This window comes from Pseudomonas sp. SDO5271_S396, from assembly GCF_054071795.1.
In genome coordinates, this window is the sequence record NZ_JBSVWB010000041.1 from 17,101 (window position 1) to 30,257 (window position 13,157).

11 protein-coding genes are annotated in these 13,157 nt (G+C 60.1%); 6 read left to right on the forward strand and 5 right to left on the reverse strand.

Translation table 11 applies throughout. From position 1 onward, the window contains the following. Nucleotides 1-25: 25 nt before the first annotated feature. The 3 genes from ACW9IN_RS23060 to ACW9IN_RS23070 form a co-directional block, all read right to left on the reverse strand. Entirely contained in the window at nucleotides 26-1,444 is a 1,419-nt protein-coding gene (locus tag ACW9IN_RS23060; protein ID WP_457367977.1) for an aminotransferase, read from the reverse strand. 25 nt (nucleotides 1,445-1,469) lie between these two features. Further along, nucleotides 1,470-2,570: a polyamine ABC transporter substrate-binding protein gene (locus tag ACW9IN_RS23065; protein ID WP_457367978.1), complete on the reverse strand. Its 1,101-nt coding sequence runs from the start codon at nucleotides 2,568-2,570 to the stop codon at nucleotides 1,470-1,472. A gap of 104 nt (nucleotides 2,571-2,674) precedes the next feature. Beyond that, complete coding sequence (locus ACW9IN_RS23070; RefSeq protein ID WP_457367979.1) at nucleotides 2,675-3,169, reverse strand: DUF1543 domain-containing protein; 495 nt, start codon at nucleotides 3,167-3,169, stop codon at nucleotides 2,675-2,677. 106 nt (nucleotides 3,170-3,275) lie between these two features. On the opposite strand from ACW9IN_RS23070, the gene ACW9IN_RS23075 reads away from it, so the two are divergent. After that, the gene (locus ACW9IN_RS23075; RefSeq protein WP_457367980.1) at nucleotides 3,276-4,097 is read left to right on the forward strand and encodes an aldo/keto reductase; all 822 of its coding nucleotides are present in this window, start codon (nucleotides 3,276-3,278) and stop codon (nucleotides 4,095-4,097) included. 53 nt (nucleotides 4,098-4,150) lie between these two features. Here the strand turns inward: ACW9IN_RS23075 and ACW9IN_RS23080 are convergent, their stop codons facing one another. Then, nucleotides 4,151-4,666, reverse strand: coding sequence for an Hcp family type VI secretion system effector (locus ACW9IN_RS23080; RefSeq protein ID WP_457367981.1), 516 nt, complete (start codon nucleotides 4,664-4,666; stop codon nucleotides 4,151-4,153). A 473-nt stretch (nucleotides 4,667-5,139) separates the two neighbouring features. Here ACW9IN_RS23080 and tssK point away from each other — a divergent pair, with 473 nt between their 5' ends. The 5 genes from tssK to ACW9IN_RS23105 are packed head-to-tail and all read left to right on the forward strand — an operon-like array spanning nucleotide 5,140 to nucleotide 12,630. Next, nucleotides 5,140-6,849, forward strand: coding sequence for a type VI secretion system baseplate subunit TssK (gene tssK / locus ACW9IN_RS23085; RefSeq protein WP_457367982.1), 1,710 nt, complete (start codon nucleotides 5,140-5,142; stop codon nucleotides 6,847-6,849). Nucleotides 6,850-6,854: 5 nt separating this feature from the next. After that, complete coding sequence (icmH, locus tag ACW9IN_RS23090; protein ID WP_457367983.1) at nucleotides 6,855-7,721, forward strand: type IVB secretion system protein IcmH/DotU; 867 nt, start codon at nucleotides 6,855-6,857, stop codon at nucleotides 7,719-7,721. A gap of 15 nt (nucleotides 7,722-7,736) precedes the next feature. Next, the gene (gene tssM / locus ACW9IN_RS23095) at nucleotides 7,737-11,090 is read left to right on the forward strand and encodes a type VI secretion system membrane subunit TssM (RefSeq protein ID WP_457367984.1); all 3,354 of its coding nucleotides are present in this window, start codon (nucleotides 7,737-7,739) and stop codon (nucleotides 11,088-11,090) included. Continuing rightward, nucleotides 11,087-11,800, forward strand: coding sequence for a PP2C family protein-serine/threonine phosphatase (locus ACW9IN_RS23100; RefSeq protein WP_457367985.1), 714 nt, complete (start codon nucleotides 11,087-11,089; stop codon nucleotides 11,798-11,800). Before tssM ends, ACW9IN_RS23100 begins: the two co-directional genes overlap by 4 nt. Beyond that, entirely contained in the window at nucleotides 11,797-12,630 is an 834-nt protein-coding gene (locus ACW9IN_RS23105) for a serine/threonine-protein kinase (RefSeq protein ID WP_457367986.1), read from the forward strand. The genes ACW9IN_RS23100 and ACW9IN_RS23105 overlap by 4 nt, the downstream gene beginning before the upstream one ends. Here the strand turns inward: ACW9IN_RS23105 and ACW9IN_RS23110 are convergent. Beyond that, complete coding sequence (locus ACW9IN_RS23110) at nucleotides 12,627-12,956, reverse strand: DUF6388 family protein (protein WP_457367987.1); 330 nt, start codon at nucleotides 12,954-12,956, stop codon at nucleotides 12,627-12,629. The genes ACW9IN_RS23105 and ACW9IN_RS23110 overlap by 4 nt on opposite strands. Between the last annotated feature and the right edge of the window lie 201 nt (nucleotides 12,957-13,157).

The following is a 13,157-nucleotide window of genomic DNA, read 5'->3' on the forward strand; positions in this document are numbered from 1 at the left end:
GCCGAGACAGGCTCGGCGTCAGGCCTCATCGGCCTTGGTACTCGCCGCTGGCACGCAGTTCGGCAGCAGTGTCGAGGATACACTGGCGCAGGGTTTCCACCACTTCATCCACTTGGGCATGGGTGATGATCAGCGGCGGCGACATCACATTCAAATGACCGATGGGACGCACCAGCAAGCCTTTGGCCTGGGCGCGCAGGTGGATTTTTTCGCCGATGTTGACCGCATCCGGCAGCAGGGCCTTGGTGCGTTTGTCCGCGACGAATTCGATACAGGCCATCAGGCGCTGACAGCGGATGTCCCCCACCAACGGCAGCTCGGCCAGGGTTTGCAGGCGCTGTTCCAGGTGCACGCCGACATCCTCCACATGGGCCAGCAGTTGCTCGCGCTCGATGATCTCGATGTTCTTCAGGGCGGCAATGCAACTCACCGGATGACCGCTGTAGGTGAACCCGTGCGTAAAGCAGCGGCCCTTGCCCGGCTCGCCGATCACCTGCCAGATGCGGTCGGAGAAGATGCACGCGCCCAGGGGCAGATAACCCGAGGTCAAGCCCTTGGCGGTGGTAATGATATCCGGCTGCATGTCGAACACTTCCTGCGAGGCGAAGAACGCGCCGAGGCGTCCGAACGAGGTGACCACTTCGTCGGCGACGTACAGCAAGTCGTGGCGCTGGCACACTTCCCACATGCGGCGGTGATAGCCCTTGGGAGGAACGATCACGCCGCCGGAGCCCATGATCGGTTCGGCAAAGAACGCGGCCACGTTATCCGCGCCCAGGGTCAGGATCTTGTCTTCGAACTCGTTCACCAGGAAGTCGAGGAAGTCGGCTTCACTCATGCCTTCCGGCGCGCGGTAGTAGTTCGGGCAGGAGATGTGGTGGAACAGGTCGCTCATGAAGTCGAATTCGGGCGCGCGGTCGGCCGCCTTGTTGCCGATGGACATGGTCAGGAAGGTGGAGCCGTGGTAGGCGCTGAAGCGCGAGATGATGTGCTTCTTGGCCGGTTTGCCACGGCTGTTCTGATAGAACTGCACCAGCCGGTAGGCCGTGTCCACAGCGGTGGAGCCGCCGGTGGTGAGGAATACGTGGTCAAGGTCGCCCGGAGCCAGGCTGGCGAGCTTGGCGCACAGCTCGATGGCGGTAACGTTGGCCATGTCGCAGAACGGGTTGGAGTAAGCCAGCTGACGCACCTGATTGGCGATGGCGTCGGCCATTTCTTCACGGCCCAGGCCGATATTCGTACACCACATGCCACCGACGGCATCCAGGTAGCGATTACCGTGGGTGTCGTAGATGTAGGCGCCGTTACCCGCTGCAATATTCAACGAACCCTGTTCGCGGTGTTCGTCGAACATATGGAAACCGTGCATGTAGTGGGCCTTGTCGGCGGCGTCCAGCTTGTCGTGATCGAACTGGGCGAAAAATTCGGGATTTGGCAGAGTCATGGCATTTACCTTCAATGGCTGGGGTTCACTTGCCGGTCTTGACGGCATTCCAGGTACGGGTGATCAGGCGGACGGCAGCCTGGGGCTGGCTTTTTTGAGTGAACAGGCGCTGCATCGTCGCGGAGTCGGGGTAGATGGCCGGGTTGTCGCGGATATCGGCGTTGACCAACGGCTTGGACGCCAGGTTGCTGTTGGCGTAATGGATGGTGTTGCTGACGCCGGCCAGGGTGGAGGGTTGCAGGAGAAATTCGATGAACTTGTGCGCGTTGGCCACATGGGGCGCATCGGCGGGAATGTAGAAGTTATCGAACCAGATCAGCGAACCCTCCTTGGGAATGAAGTAGTCCAGATTGATTTTGGCTCCGGCTTCCGTCGCGCGGGCCTGGGACGTGGCGTAATCGCCGGACCAGGTGGTGGCCAGGCACAGGTCGCCGTTGGCCAGGCCGTTGATGAACCCACTGGAGTCGAACTTGCGAATGTAGGGGCGCACCGCCATCAGCACATCCTGGGCGGCCTTGAGGTCCTTGGGCGCGGCGCTGTTGGGGTCCAGGCCCAGGTAGGTCAGGGCCAGGGGGATCATGTCGGTGGGCGAGTCCATGAACGTGATGCCGCAGTCGGCGAATTTCGAGATGATTTTTGGATCGAAAATCATCGCCAGCGAGCCGATGGGCGCATCCGGCATGCGTGCCTTGATCATGTCGACGTTGTACGTCACGCCGTTGCTGCCCCAGGTATAGGGCGCCGAGTAAGTGACGCCCGGGTCATGGGTTTCCAGGCTCTTGAGCACCAATGGGTCGAGGTTTTTCCAATCGGGCAATTGGGACTTGTCCAGCGGTTGAAACACTTTGCCCTTGATCAGCAGCGGCACCAGGGACGCGTTGAGCAGTGCCAGGTCATAGCCCGAGCGACCAGAAAGCAGTTTGCCCTGCACGGTTTCGTAGGAGTCGTAGGTGTCGTAGATGACTTTGATGCCGGTGGCCTTCTCGAAGTCCGCCAAGGTGGTCTCGCCGATATAGTCCGCCCAGTTGTAGATGCGCAAGGTATTGCCCGGGTCGTCGGCGGCCCGGCTCAAGGGGGATGAGGCCAATACGACGGCGCTGAACAGAGCGATAAAGGCTTTATGCATGGGGACCCACCTTGAGTTTGTGCTTGTTATCAGGCTGAGGGACTGATTGCACTGTCAGGCAGGTCACCCTTGTGCGCCATACCCCGTTCGGGTAGGGCAGTGGGTCAGGCCAGGACGATATAGTCGTTCTGCTGGACGATGGGCGCATGCGGACCTGGTGCCAGATGCAGGTAGCGACCGTCTACCAGGTCGATGGGCAGGCAGTCGTCGATATCCAGCACGTCATCGGTATGGGGCTGGGTCCAGTGGCGCAGCATCTGTTGCTTGCCTTTGCGGGTCGCTTCCTGCTTGTTGCGTGCAACCACCAACAGGTAGTGGTGGGCTTCACCGAAACGATTGGCCTCGTAGCCGCCAAGGTTGATGAAATACAGGCGATGGGCATCCGCCGTGGGCGCGAGGTGACTGAGGTTGATTTTCCAGCCGTCGACACCTTCGACCGCCATCCATGAATCGATATGCACGCCCTTGGGGCTACCGAACCAGGCGTCGCGTAACTGCGGGTAGGTGGCTTGCAGGGAGTCGCCCACGGCGAACACCACATCATGAACTTCGATCCGGGCCCGGGGGTGCTTGCCCCCGAGCATCACGACAAACAGCATTGCAGGGTCTTCCTGATGATTTGGCAGGTAGCCACCATCCTTCGATTGAACCCTTCTGTCCAGTCAGTGCCACACTGATAATCCCCTAACTCGTCAGGAGGTTGTCATGCGAACCATTGATCTGGCCGGTGTGCCTGTGCCTGTGATCGGCCAGGGTACCTGGCGCATGGGTGAAGATCCGAACCAGCGTCGCGCCGAAGTCGCGGCGCTGCAACTGGGCATCGACGAGGGCATGACCCTGATCGATACCGCTGAAATGTACGCTGAAGGTGGCGCCGAAATCGTTGTGGGCGAAGCCATTCATGGTCGGCGCGATCACGTGTTCCTGGTCAGCAAGGTTTATCCGCACAACGCCAGTCACAAGGGGATGCCCCGAGCATGCGAGGCCAGCCTGCAGCGATTGGGTACGGACTTTATCGATCTGTATCTGTTGCATTGGCGTGGCCAGTATCCCCTGGACGAGACCGTCGAAGCCTTTGAGCGTTTGCGTGAGGCAGGCAAGATCGGTCGCTGGGGTGTCTCCAATTTTGATGTGGTCGACCTTCAGGCGTTGAGCTCTACGGCCTGCGCCACCAATCAGGTGCTCTACAACATCGAAGAGCGCGGCATCGAATTCGATCTGTTGCCTTGGTGGCAACAGCATCACTTGCCCTTGATGGCGTACTGTCCGATTGCCCAGGGTGGAGCACTGCTGTCCAGTCCTACGCTCAAGCAGATTGCCCGTCGTCACGGGGTTACGCCTGCCCAAGTGTCCCTGGCGTGGGTGGTGCGTCAGCAGGGTGTGATCGCCATCCCCAAGGCCGTGACGCCTGAGCATGTGCGTCTCAATGCCGCCGCAGCCAACCTGGTACTCGATCAGCACGACCTGGACGCCATCGACCGGGTATTCGGTGCGCCTCAGCGCAAGCATCCGCTCGCCATGGTGTAGCCGACCGGCAGAAACGGCGCCGTCCCTGGCAGCCGTTTCCGCGAGAGGTCGACTTAACCTGCTACAGGGCTGCGCCAGTCATCGGAGCCGGACGTGCCGGAGACTTCGTGTGTCCAGACGATCTTGCGATAGGCGAAGTACACATCCTCCAGGTGGGTGAAGTGGGCATTGTCGGGGTCCTGGCAATTGGGCATGCGCGACTGGATGTCCACAACGGTCGCGCCTTCGAGCTCGATGGTGAAGTAGTGCTCCTGAGTCCCGGCGGGGGAGGTGCGCAGCCATTCCAGTCGGCATTTGACCTCCTCGCCACTGGTGAGCGCGCTGAACAACAGCGGCGAAGACTTATCGAACACCTTGCTGATCATCAGGGGTTTGTGGACCCGCTGCCCGGTCGGCTGACCCGATTGCGGGTCGCGGGGAATGATCACTTGATGGGAAAAACCCTGCACCAGGATCTGGTCCTCATGGCCCTCCTGGTAAATGTTGCCTACCGAGTCCTGGGTGAACGTGCCCGCGGTAATCAAACCCTGTTTGACACCGGTAATGGAGAGGTACGCGGGTGTTGGCATAAATGGTTTCCTTGCCTGATTGAGAGGTAGACCCAGCCGGTGAGTATTCCGAGTGGGCAATTGCCTATATCAAGAAGCGTGCCTGAATTAATGAAAGCCAATGAATACGTTGAAAGATGGGTGTTGTTGTTTTGATTGGGCGCGAAGTTCAGGTGTTTTACAGGTTTTTAGGTGAGGTTGTTTGCACATGTGTGCGCATTTAGTTGCTCATGTTGATAGTTGAGGTTGCAACTAGGAAATAGGGCGGGTGTCGCGTGGTAGTCAGCATCTAGCTGCGCAATACGCTGCGCAGGTCTTGTTTTTTAAGGGTTGTAGGAAATTGCTTAAGTGTCATTCGCTTGCTTGCTGAATGTTTTTTGCATGGCTAAGGTTTGCAGACTTCGTGAAAGACGAAGAAAGATCAAATACGGTTTTGAATAACGACTGGCTGCGGCTAGTTGGCTTTTTACTTTTTATCGCTGCGTGGACCGTTAATGGATTATTCGGAAAAGCTCTGTGCTCATTATCTGGAACTTGCACTTTTGCCTTGCTCGCAAACAAGTTTTGCGGGTGACGACATGCGTTTTTCCAATGAGTATGAAGCGCTTGAGGCCGAGTGGCGCAAGGCACAATCAATCCATGGCATGGGGCAGCCGGATTGGCAGAAGATCATTGATATCAGCGAATGCCTGCTGCGCCAGCACACCAAAGACTTGAGGGTCGTGGTCTGGCTGACGTGGGCACTGCACCAGCGCGAATCCTATGCCGGGTTGCTGGCGGGGCTTGGGCTGTTGCGTCATCTCTGTGAGCACCAGTGGGCGGTGGTCTATCCCGAGAAAACACGAACCCGTGCCGCGGCGTTCAGTGCATTGGTACTGCGCCTCGAGCCCCTGTTCGCCCAGCCGCTCTCACTGCAGGACCAGCAGCCGCTTTTCCAGTCTGTCTTGAAACACCTGATCAGGCTCGATGAGCTATGGACCCTGCATTTGGGAGAGGAGGCACCGCTGTTGTTGCCGGTACGCAGGCAATTGGCCCAGCGTCTGGAGCACCTTGTCGAATCCGAGGAGCCGCAGGCGAGCGGCGTGATTGCTCAGGTCAAGCAGGCTGCCACTCGCTTGTTCACTCCCGAAACAGTTGTCGATAACGAAAAAGACGCGCACAGAGTGTTGCGCATGCTGCAGGAACAGGCACGCGTCCTGTGCACCTGGTGGCTGCGTCAGAGCGCCACCGACCTGCGCGCCTTGCGCTTGAGTCGAACCTTGGCATGGTTGGCCGTCGGCAATTCACATTGCCAGATTCGCTGCGCACAGCCTGACCTGCGATTGCTGCTGGGTGAGCAGCATGATGATCAGACCTATGTGAGGCTTAAGGTCGCTCAGGTGTCGAGTTCGACCGGTGAAGGTGTGATCAGCCTGGAAGGTGAGTTCGTTCCCACGTTTATCTACCTCCAGGACTCCAGGTATGTATCTGCCTGTCTCAAGGAGGTGATCAGCTTGATGGCGAACAGGGGAGATGCAATCGCTGAACGCCTGCGTGGCAATGGCACGACCGCCGGGACAGAAGTCGGCGATTTCCTGATGCTGCAACTGATCAACCGGACCGAACCTGTGCTGCGGCATTACCTGACCCAGCCACAGGTGCGACCAGAGGTGCTGTACCGGACGCTGCTTGCAATCCTGGGCGAGCTTTGCACATTCGCCAACGACAGCAAGCGGCCGCAGATGGCGGGGTGTTATCTGCACAGCGACCAAGGTTTGAGTTTTCGCGAACTGATGGATGCAATGCGTAGCGTGCTGTCGATGGTCCTGGAGCAGCATGCCATTGAGTTGGTGCTGCAACCGCGTCAGTACGGTGTGATGGTCTGCCCGGTCAGTGATCCCACACTTCTGGAGAGCGCGACCTTTATCCTGGCCGCCAGTGCCCAGTGTGAGTCCGAGGAGCTTCGCCAACGCTTGCCGGCTCACTTGAAAGTCGGCTCGGTGGAGCGCATTCGCGAGCTGGTCAACCTGCATCTGGCGGGGATCAAAGTCAAACCGCTGCCCGTGGCGCCGCGCCAGATACCTTTTCACGCCGGTAAAACCTACTTCTTGCTTGACCTCAGTGCCCATGACAGTGCGCAGCTGGCTCGGTCGGGAGGTTTTGCCTTCCACGTGAGTGGCGAATTCCCGGGGCTTGCGCTCGACTTCTGGGCCATCAGGAATTGAATGCCATGGAACTGCTGAGTGACTATCCGCAGGATGAAAAAACCATTCTGCTTGATCGCGAGGGGTATTGCCCCGAGCGCGCGTCGATGACGGACTTCCCGTCCCCGCCGCGGTTTGAACAGCTGGAAGACCGGATGATCTATACCGCCGGTTTACAAGGCGCGGAATATTTCAACATGGGCGTCAACCGGCTGCTGGCCAGCGCTTGGCCGTTGCTTTCGGAAGCGGCACAACTCAAAGGCAGTGCCGGGCGCGAAAGTCTGCAAACGCTCAACGAGCGACTGTCCGCCGCGATTTCCGGGTTTGAAGCCCGGGCCCTGCACGAAGGCGTGGAGAATGGGCAGGTGGTATCAGCGCGGTATGTGCTGTGCTGCGTGATCGATGAAAGCGTGGTGACCACCGCGTGGGGCAGTCACAGCGACTGGTCGACGATGAGTCTGTTGAGCCGTTTTCACCACGAGACCTTCGGAGGCGAGAAGTTTTTCCAGCTACTGGAGCGGTTGTCCCGTGACCCGATCAAGCATGTCGCGATGCTGGAGTTGATGTATCTGTGCCTGTCCATCGGTTTTGAAGGCAAGTATCGGGTCGTGGCACGAGGTTGGGAGCAGTTGGAAGGTATTCGCGATGCGCTGTACCGGCAGATCACGCACGTACGGGGAGATGCACCGGGCGTATTGACCCTGTCATCACGGCCCGCCCGTTTACCTCGTCGGGCATTGCGCAGGATCCCGGCCTCCTGGTTCGTGTTATCCGGCCTGGCCGCCAGCGTGATCCTGTATGCAGGGTTCGCATGGGTATTGGGCCAGGAGCGGGTTGCAGCGCTGCATTCTTTTCAGTTGTCGACGACGCACGAAAGTCGTTTGACCTTGTAACGCAGGGAGCAATGAATGAACGCATTCTTCAAGAGCGCGGGCGCCGTGCTGCGCAAGATTTGGGTATGGAGCTTGTTACTGGTGCTCTTGACCGCGCTGCTGGTGTGGTGTTTCGGCCCACTGCTGGCGGTGGATGACCATCGTTTCTGGCAGGGGGCGACGGCGCGCCTGTTGACCATCTGCGTGCTGTTTTTGTCATGGGGGGTGATGATGGTGATTGTCGCCGCACGGCAGGCCGCGCACCTCAAACGTCCCGACAATCAAGCGTACTACCAGCATCAAGGGTTGATTGAGGATGAGCGCAGGCAGGTGACAAGCCGTTTCAAGGATGCTTTGTGTACCTTGAAGGCCTCCGGCATTTTGCCGCCGGGCAACGCGTTGCCCTGGTACCTGCTGATCGGCCTGCAGGGCAGCGGCAAGTCGTGCTTGCTGGCCGCCAGTGGCCAGGGTTTGCCCTTGGTATCGAGCGAGCACAAAGGCAGCACCTCTCACGTCGATTGGCACTTCACCGAACAAGGCATTCTGGTTGAGGTAGCGGGGCGTTACCTTGCACAAAATGACCCGGCGGTGGACGGCTCAGGCTGGACGATATTACTGGGCCTGCTCAAGTCGCGACGCGTGGCCGTGCCGGTCAACGGGGTGGTGGTGACGCTGTCTGTGGACGTTTTGCAGGACGACAACGAGCACGATCTGGAGCGCCACGCACGGCATGTGCAAACCCGGCTGCAGGATATCCAGCAGACGTTGCGCGTCGACGTTCCGGTCTATCTGGTATTGACCCACGCGGACCGGCTGCATGGCTTTGCCGAATTCTTCGAGGCCAGCCCGGGGGAAAGCGGGGAAGGGGTACTGGGCGAATGCCTGGACACCGGCACGCGTGGCATCGACAGGATGCCGGTGCGCCAGTCGTTCGAAGCGCTGCTGCGGCGCCTGGCTGCGGACCTTATACCTCGCCTGCATCAGGAACGGGATGTAGCGCGCCGCGGACGCATACTCGACTTTCCTCGGCAAGTCGCGCGCAGAGGAGACCGATTGTGTCAGTTTATCGAGTTGGCCTTTTCGCCTCATGGTGTTCGGCAGGTAAACAACCTGCGAGGTTTTTATCTGACCAGCGCGGGCCAAGAGCGGCGCCATTTTGTTCAGGGGGTGTTTAACCAGGTGATTCTCGCCGACGCTCACTTGGCGGGCCTGCGGGCGCCGGAGCGCAAACGTATGCGTCGACGACAGACGCTGATGGCCCTGGCGGTGTTCAGCACATTGGGTGCGCTGGGTGGCATGTGGTTGTACAGCTACTCGATCAATCACCAGCGTCTGGAGCAGCTGGCGCAATTGGGGGCGGTGACAGCATCCGTTTCGCAAGGCGCCGACGCTACGCGTTCGTTGTTGCCACTGCTGGACAGCCGCTTGGCGGCAACGCGGGTCTTTCCGGCTTCGGCCGATGTTCCAGTGATTGAGCGCATTGGTCTGTTCCAGGGTGACGAGAGCCGCCCGGTGCTGACGCTTGCTTATCACGACGTATTGCAACGGCAGCTGTTGTCGCAGGTGGCCGGCTTGCTGGAAGAGCAGGTGCGTCAAAGCCTTGGAGACCGCGAGCAGTTGTTGGACAACTTGCGCGCCTACCTGATGCTCAACCTGCGTGAGCGTCGCGATAAATCATGGCTCGCAGAGCGAGTGGCCGGGCACTGGTCCGCGCGCTACGCCGCTGAGACTTCGGTGCAGCACCGTTTGAATGAGCATTTCGCGCGGTTGCTCGAGCAGCCGTTCATCACCCCATTGAATGATGAAGTGGTGGCTGAGGCCCGCCAGGCGTTGCGGGGTGAGTCGCTGGCCGACGTGGTCTATCGCAGCTTGCGTGAGCAATCGCGAAATCTGGAGAGCGTCCGCCTGGCCGATGGCGTGGTGTTCGCCGATCTCGAGCAGCCTGTGCCCGGGTTCTACACCCGGCGGTATCTGCAGTTCTTCGAGAAGCAGGGACCCCGTTTGGTCAACGCGATTGCCCAGGATAATTGGGTGCTGGGAGAGAGCAGCGACCTCAGTGCCATGGATCTGCGGCGCTTGATGGGCGAGTTGGAACAGCGTTATTTCAGCGAGTACGCTACGGTCTGGAGCAACGCTCTCGCAGGTATCAGGTTGCAACCCAGCAACAGTATCCGGCAGGGTGCGGAACGGCTCGCGAGCCTGGCATCGGCTCAGTCGCCGCTGTTGCAAGTGCTGCTTCAGGTCCGGGAAAACACACGTCTGCTGCCAGGTACGGATCCGGTGGCACTCGCCGGTCGCCTGGCTGCGGAGTCGAAGCTCGGTCCGGTGGTTTCCAGCGTATTGACCGACCCCTTGCCGGTGCCTGGAGAGGGAGACGCCGCCCGCCGTGCCTTGCAGCGCCGATTTGAACCGTTGCATCAATTGCTGGATGAACAGCAGAACCCTGGAGGCGAGCTGACCCAGGTGCTGCGCCAGCTCGATACGTTGCAGATGCAGCTGGCCACCCTGACGCGGGACGGTACCCCCGAGCAGGCAGCGTTCCAGATGGTCAAGCGGCGGATGGAGGGACAACCCTCCGAGTTGGGCCAGTTGCGCGACGTCGCGGCACGGTTGCCGATGCCGCTCAAGGGGTGGTTCGAAGCTATTGCCGACGAGCAATGGAGCCAGTTGCTGGACGAGGCGTATCTGCATGTCAACCAGCACTATCAAGGGGAAGTGTATGGGCTTTACGCCAGGGCCATTCGGCAACGCTATCCGTTCAATGCCCACGCCAGCAGCGATGTTGCCCTGAGCGATTTTCAGGAGTTTTTCAAGCCTCACGGTGTGCTGGCGCGTTTTCACGAGACATACCTGCGGCCTTTTATCAGTACGGAGAACCTGCGCTATCGCCTGCGTAGTCTGGATGGGCGCAGCTTGCCGATTTCTCGGGGGGTGCTGGACCAGTTGAGCAAGGCGCAGGTTATCCGTCGCGGCTTTTTCAGCGAGGATCAGGGCGATTGGGCAGTTCGGTTCACGTTGGCACCCTACAGCCTGGATCAGGCAGTCAGTCGTGCGATTTTACGGGTGGGTGATCAGCAGTTGGAGTACCGCCACGGCCCTATCGTACCTATGGCATTCAACTGGCCAGACGAAGCGGATGGCGGCCGCAGCAGCCTGGTGCTGGAGCGCGGCGCGGAACGTCCTTTGGGTATCGAAAAAAACAGTGGTGCCTGGTCATTGTTTCGCTTTTTCGACTTGATGCAGAACGAGCCGGCGAGTGGTCGGAATGCGCAGCTGTTCAAAGCCGATCTTGCCGGACTGCGTGCCAACTACCTGTTGGTGAGCCAGCGCACGCCCAGCCCGTTCCAGATGGACACGTGGCGCACCTTCCGTTTGCCGGAGCAACTGTGAGTCGGTCCCCGCGCGCCTGGAGCAGCGCAGGTCGTACTCAGCGCGGCAGACTGCGCGCACGCAACGAGGATGCCTTTTTTGACGGCCCGCAACACGGTTGCTGGGCGGTGGCCGATGGCATGGGCGGGCATCTGGACGGTGATGTGGCCAGCCAGCGAGTGGTCGCCAGTCTGGCCGCGCTGCCGGAGCAGCCGAGCTTTGATCGACGTATCGAGGCGGTCTTGCATTGCCTGCAACGACTCAACAGTTGTCTGAGTCTTGACCGGGCTGACGGCACCACGGGCAGTACCGTGGTTGCCCTGCTGCTGGAAGGCGCGCGGGCAGCGTGCCTGTGGGCGGGGGACAGTCGTTGCTATCTGTGGCGGGAGCGATGTTTGTACCAGCTGTCCCGGGATCATTCCCTGGCGCGGCAACTGATGGAGCAGCAGCATTTGAGCCGGCAACAGGCTCAGGCCCACGCCAACGCCCGGGCCTTGACCCGTGCGGTCGGTGCGCATGCTTCGTTGAGGCTTGAGACTCTGGAGCTCAGCACGCGACCTGGCGATGTGTTCTTGTTGTGCAGCGACGGCCTGTACCAGGGATTGAGCCATGCCCAGTTGGGGGCGGCGCTGGAAAAGGGCGGACCGCAGCAGGTGCTGGAGCATCTGTTCAACAGGGTGTTACTGGGGGCCGCGCCTGATGACCTGACTGCAGTCGTCGTGCAGTCGTGAGCGCTACGTTGAAAGTGCCAGGCCTGCTTGGCGGACGTTATTGCCTTGAGCGGCTACTGGGCTCGGGCGGCATGGGGGAGGTCTATCGTGCCCGGGATCTGCTGCACGAACAGTTTGGCGAGCCCTGTTCCGAGGTCGCCCTGAAAGTCCTGAACGAGCGTCTTGCCCAAGCTCCCGATGGGCCGGTGTTGCTGTACAGCGAGTTCGCGCTCGCCCGAACGCTGCGCCATGACCACGTGGTGCGGATGTATGCCTTCGACGTCGACACGGCCAGCCAATGTGCGTTTTTCACTATGGAGCTGATGCACGGTCTGACCCTGGAACAACGGCTGCGGGAATGCTCCGGCGGAATGCCTTGGGTCCAGTTGCAACCTCTGGCATTGCAACTGTTGGAGGCAGTGACGTACATCCATCGACAAGGTGTGCTTCACGGCGATCTGAAACCGGCCAATGTCATGGCGGTAGCAGCGGGGCTGCGTTTGTTCGATTTCGGACTGGGCCACAGCCAGGCGCAGCACGCCGCCGGCTTGCCGGGCTTGAGCCGTAGCCGCTTTAACGCCTGGACGCCTTCGTATGCGGCGCCGGAGCTGTTGAACGATGGGGTGTTGTCCGCCGCCGCAGACCTGTATGGCGCGGCCTGTGTGCTCTACGACCTGGCGCTCGGCAAGCGGGGCGAGGGGGAGCGCTCGCTTCGACCTCGGCAGTGGCCCAGGTACTGTTGGCCAGCACTACGGGCAGCGCTGAGTGCCGATCCGCACCGACGTTGCATCACGGTTGAGGAATTACGCGCCGTGATCAGCCGTCGTCGACAGTGCTGGGTTGGGCTTTAACCGGTAAAACCATGCAACTGGCAATAGTCGGTCCAGCTCAAGCCGGCCATCTGTGCCACTTCCTTGTGCACTTCCAGGCGTTGGGCCTCGAAGGCCTCGGACGAGTCGGTCGTCAGCTTGAGCGTCAATTCCCAGGCAAACAAGCCATGACGTTCAGCTTCGGCTTCGAACGCCTCATGCAGGCGTTCGGCGCGGTATTGCGCCAGCGTTTCACCCTTGGCCTGGGCCGCCAGCGGGTTGAGGCTGTCCAATTCTGCGGCCACATCAGGGTGTTCGATCAGGAAACGGTCCAGTGCCCGTTGATGGTTATCGCCAGGTTGCGACAAATGGGTTCTCCCGGGTTGAGTCGGCGTTTATTCGCCGTCATTGAAGCAGGTTAAGGGCGTGACCGGGATACCTCCTGTTTTGTCATGTCGCGGGGGGTGGTCGTCGCTGAAAAAACGCTTGAACGATGGCAAAAGGCTTTCGCTCCCGGTACCAGGAAGTGTAGCGTTGTCCGGTGTTTCCGGCCCTGCCTTTGAGGGGCA

Excerpts from the sequence above, each read along its gene's own strand:
- ACW9IN_RS23070 (WP_457367979.1), bottom strand. The coding sequence starts at position 3,169 with ATGCTGTTTGTCGTGATGCTCGGGGGCAAGCACCCCCGGGCCCGGATC.
- ACW9IN_RS23065 (WP_457367978.1), bottom strand. The coding sequence starts at position 2,570 with ATGCATAAAGCCTTTATCGCTCTGTTCAGCGCCGTCGTATTGGCCTCA.
- ACW9IN_RS23060 (WP_457367977.1), bottom strand. The coding sequence starts at position 1,444 with ATGACTCTGCCAAATCCCGAATTTTTCGCCCAGTTCGATCACGACAAG.
- icmH (WP_457367983.1), top strand. The coding sequence starts at position 6,855 with ATGGAACTGCTGAGTGACTATCCGCAGGATGAAAAAACCATTCTGCTT.
- tssK (WP_457367982.1), top strand. The coding sequence starts at position 5,140 with ATGGATTATTCGGAAAAGCTCTGTGCTCATTATCTGGAACTTGCACTT.
- ACW9IN_RS23075 (WP_457367980.1), top strand. The coding sequence starts at position 3,276 with ATGCGAACCATTGATCTGGCCGGTGTGCCTGTGCCTGTGATCGGCCAG.
- ACW9IN_RS23080 (WP_457367981.1), bottom strand. The coding sequence starts at position 4,666 with ATGCCAACACCCGCGTACCTCTCCATTACCGGTGTCAAACAGGGTTTG.
- tssM (WP_457367984.1), top strand. The coding sequence starts at position 7,737 with ATGAACGCATTCTTCAAGAGCGCGGGCGCCGTGCTGCGCAAGATTTGG.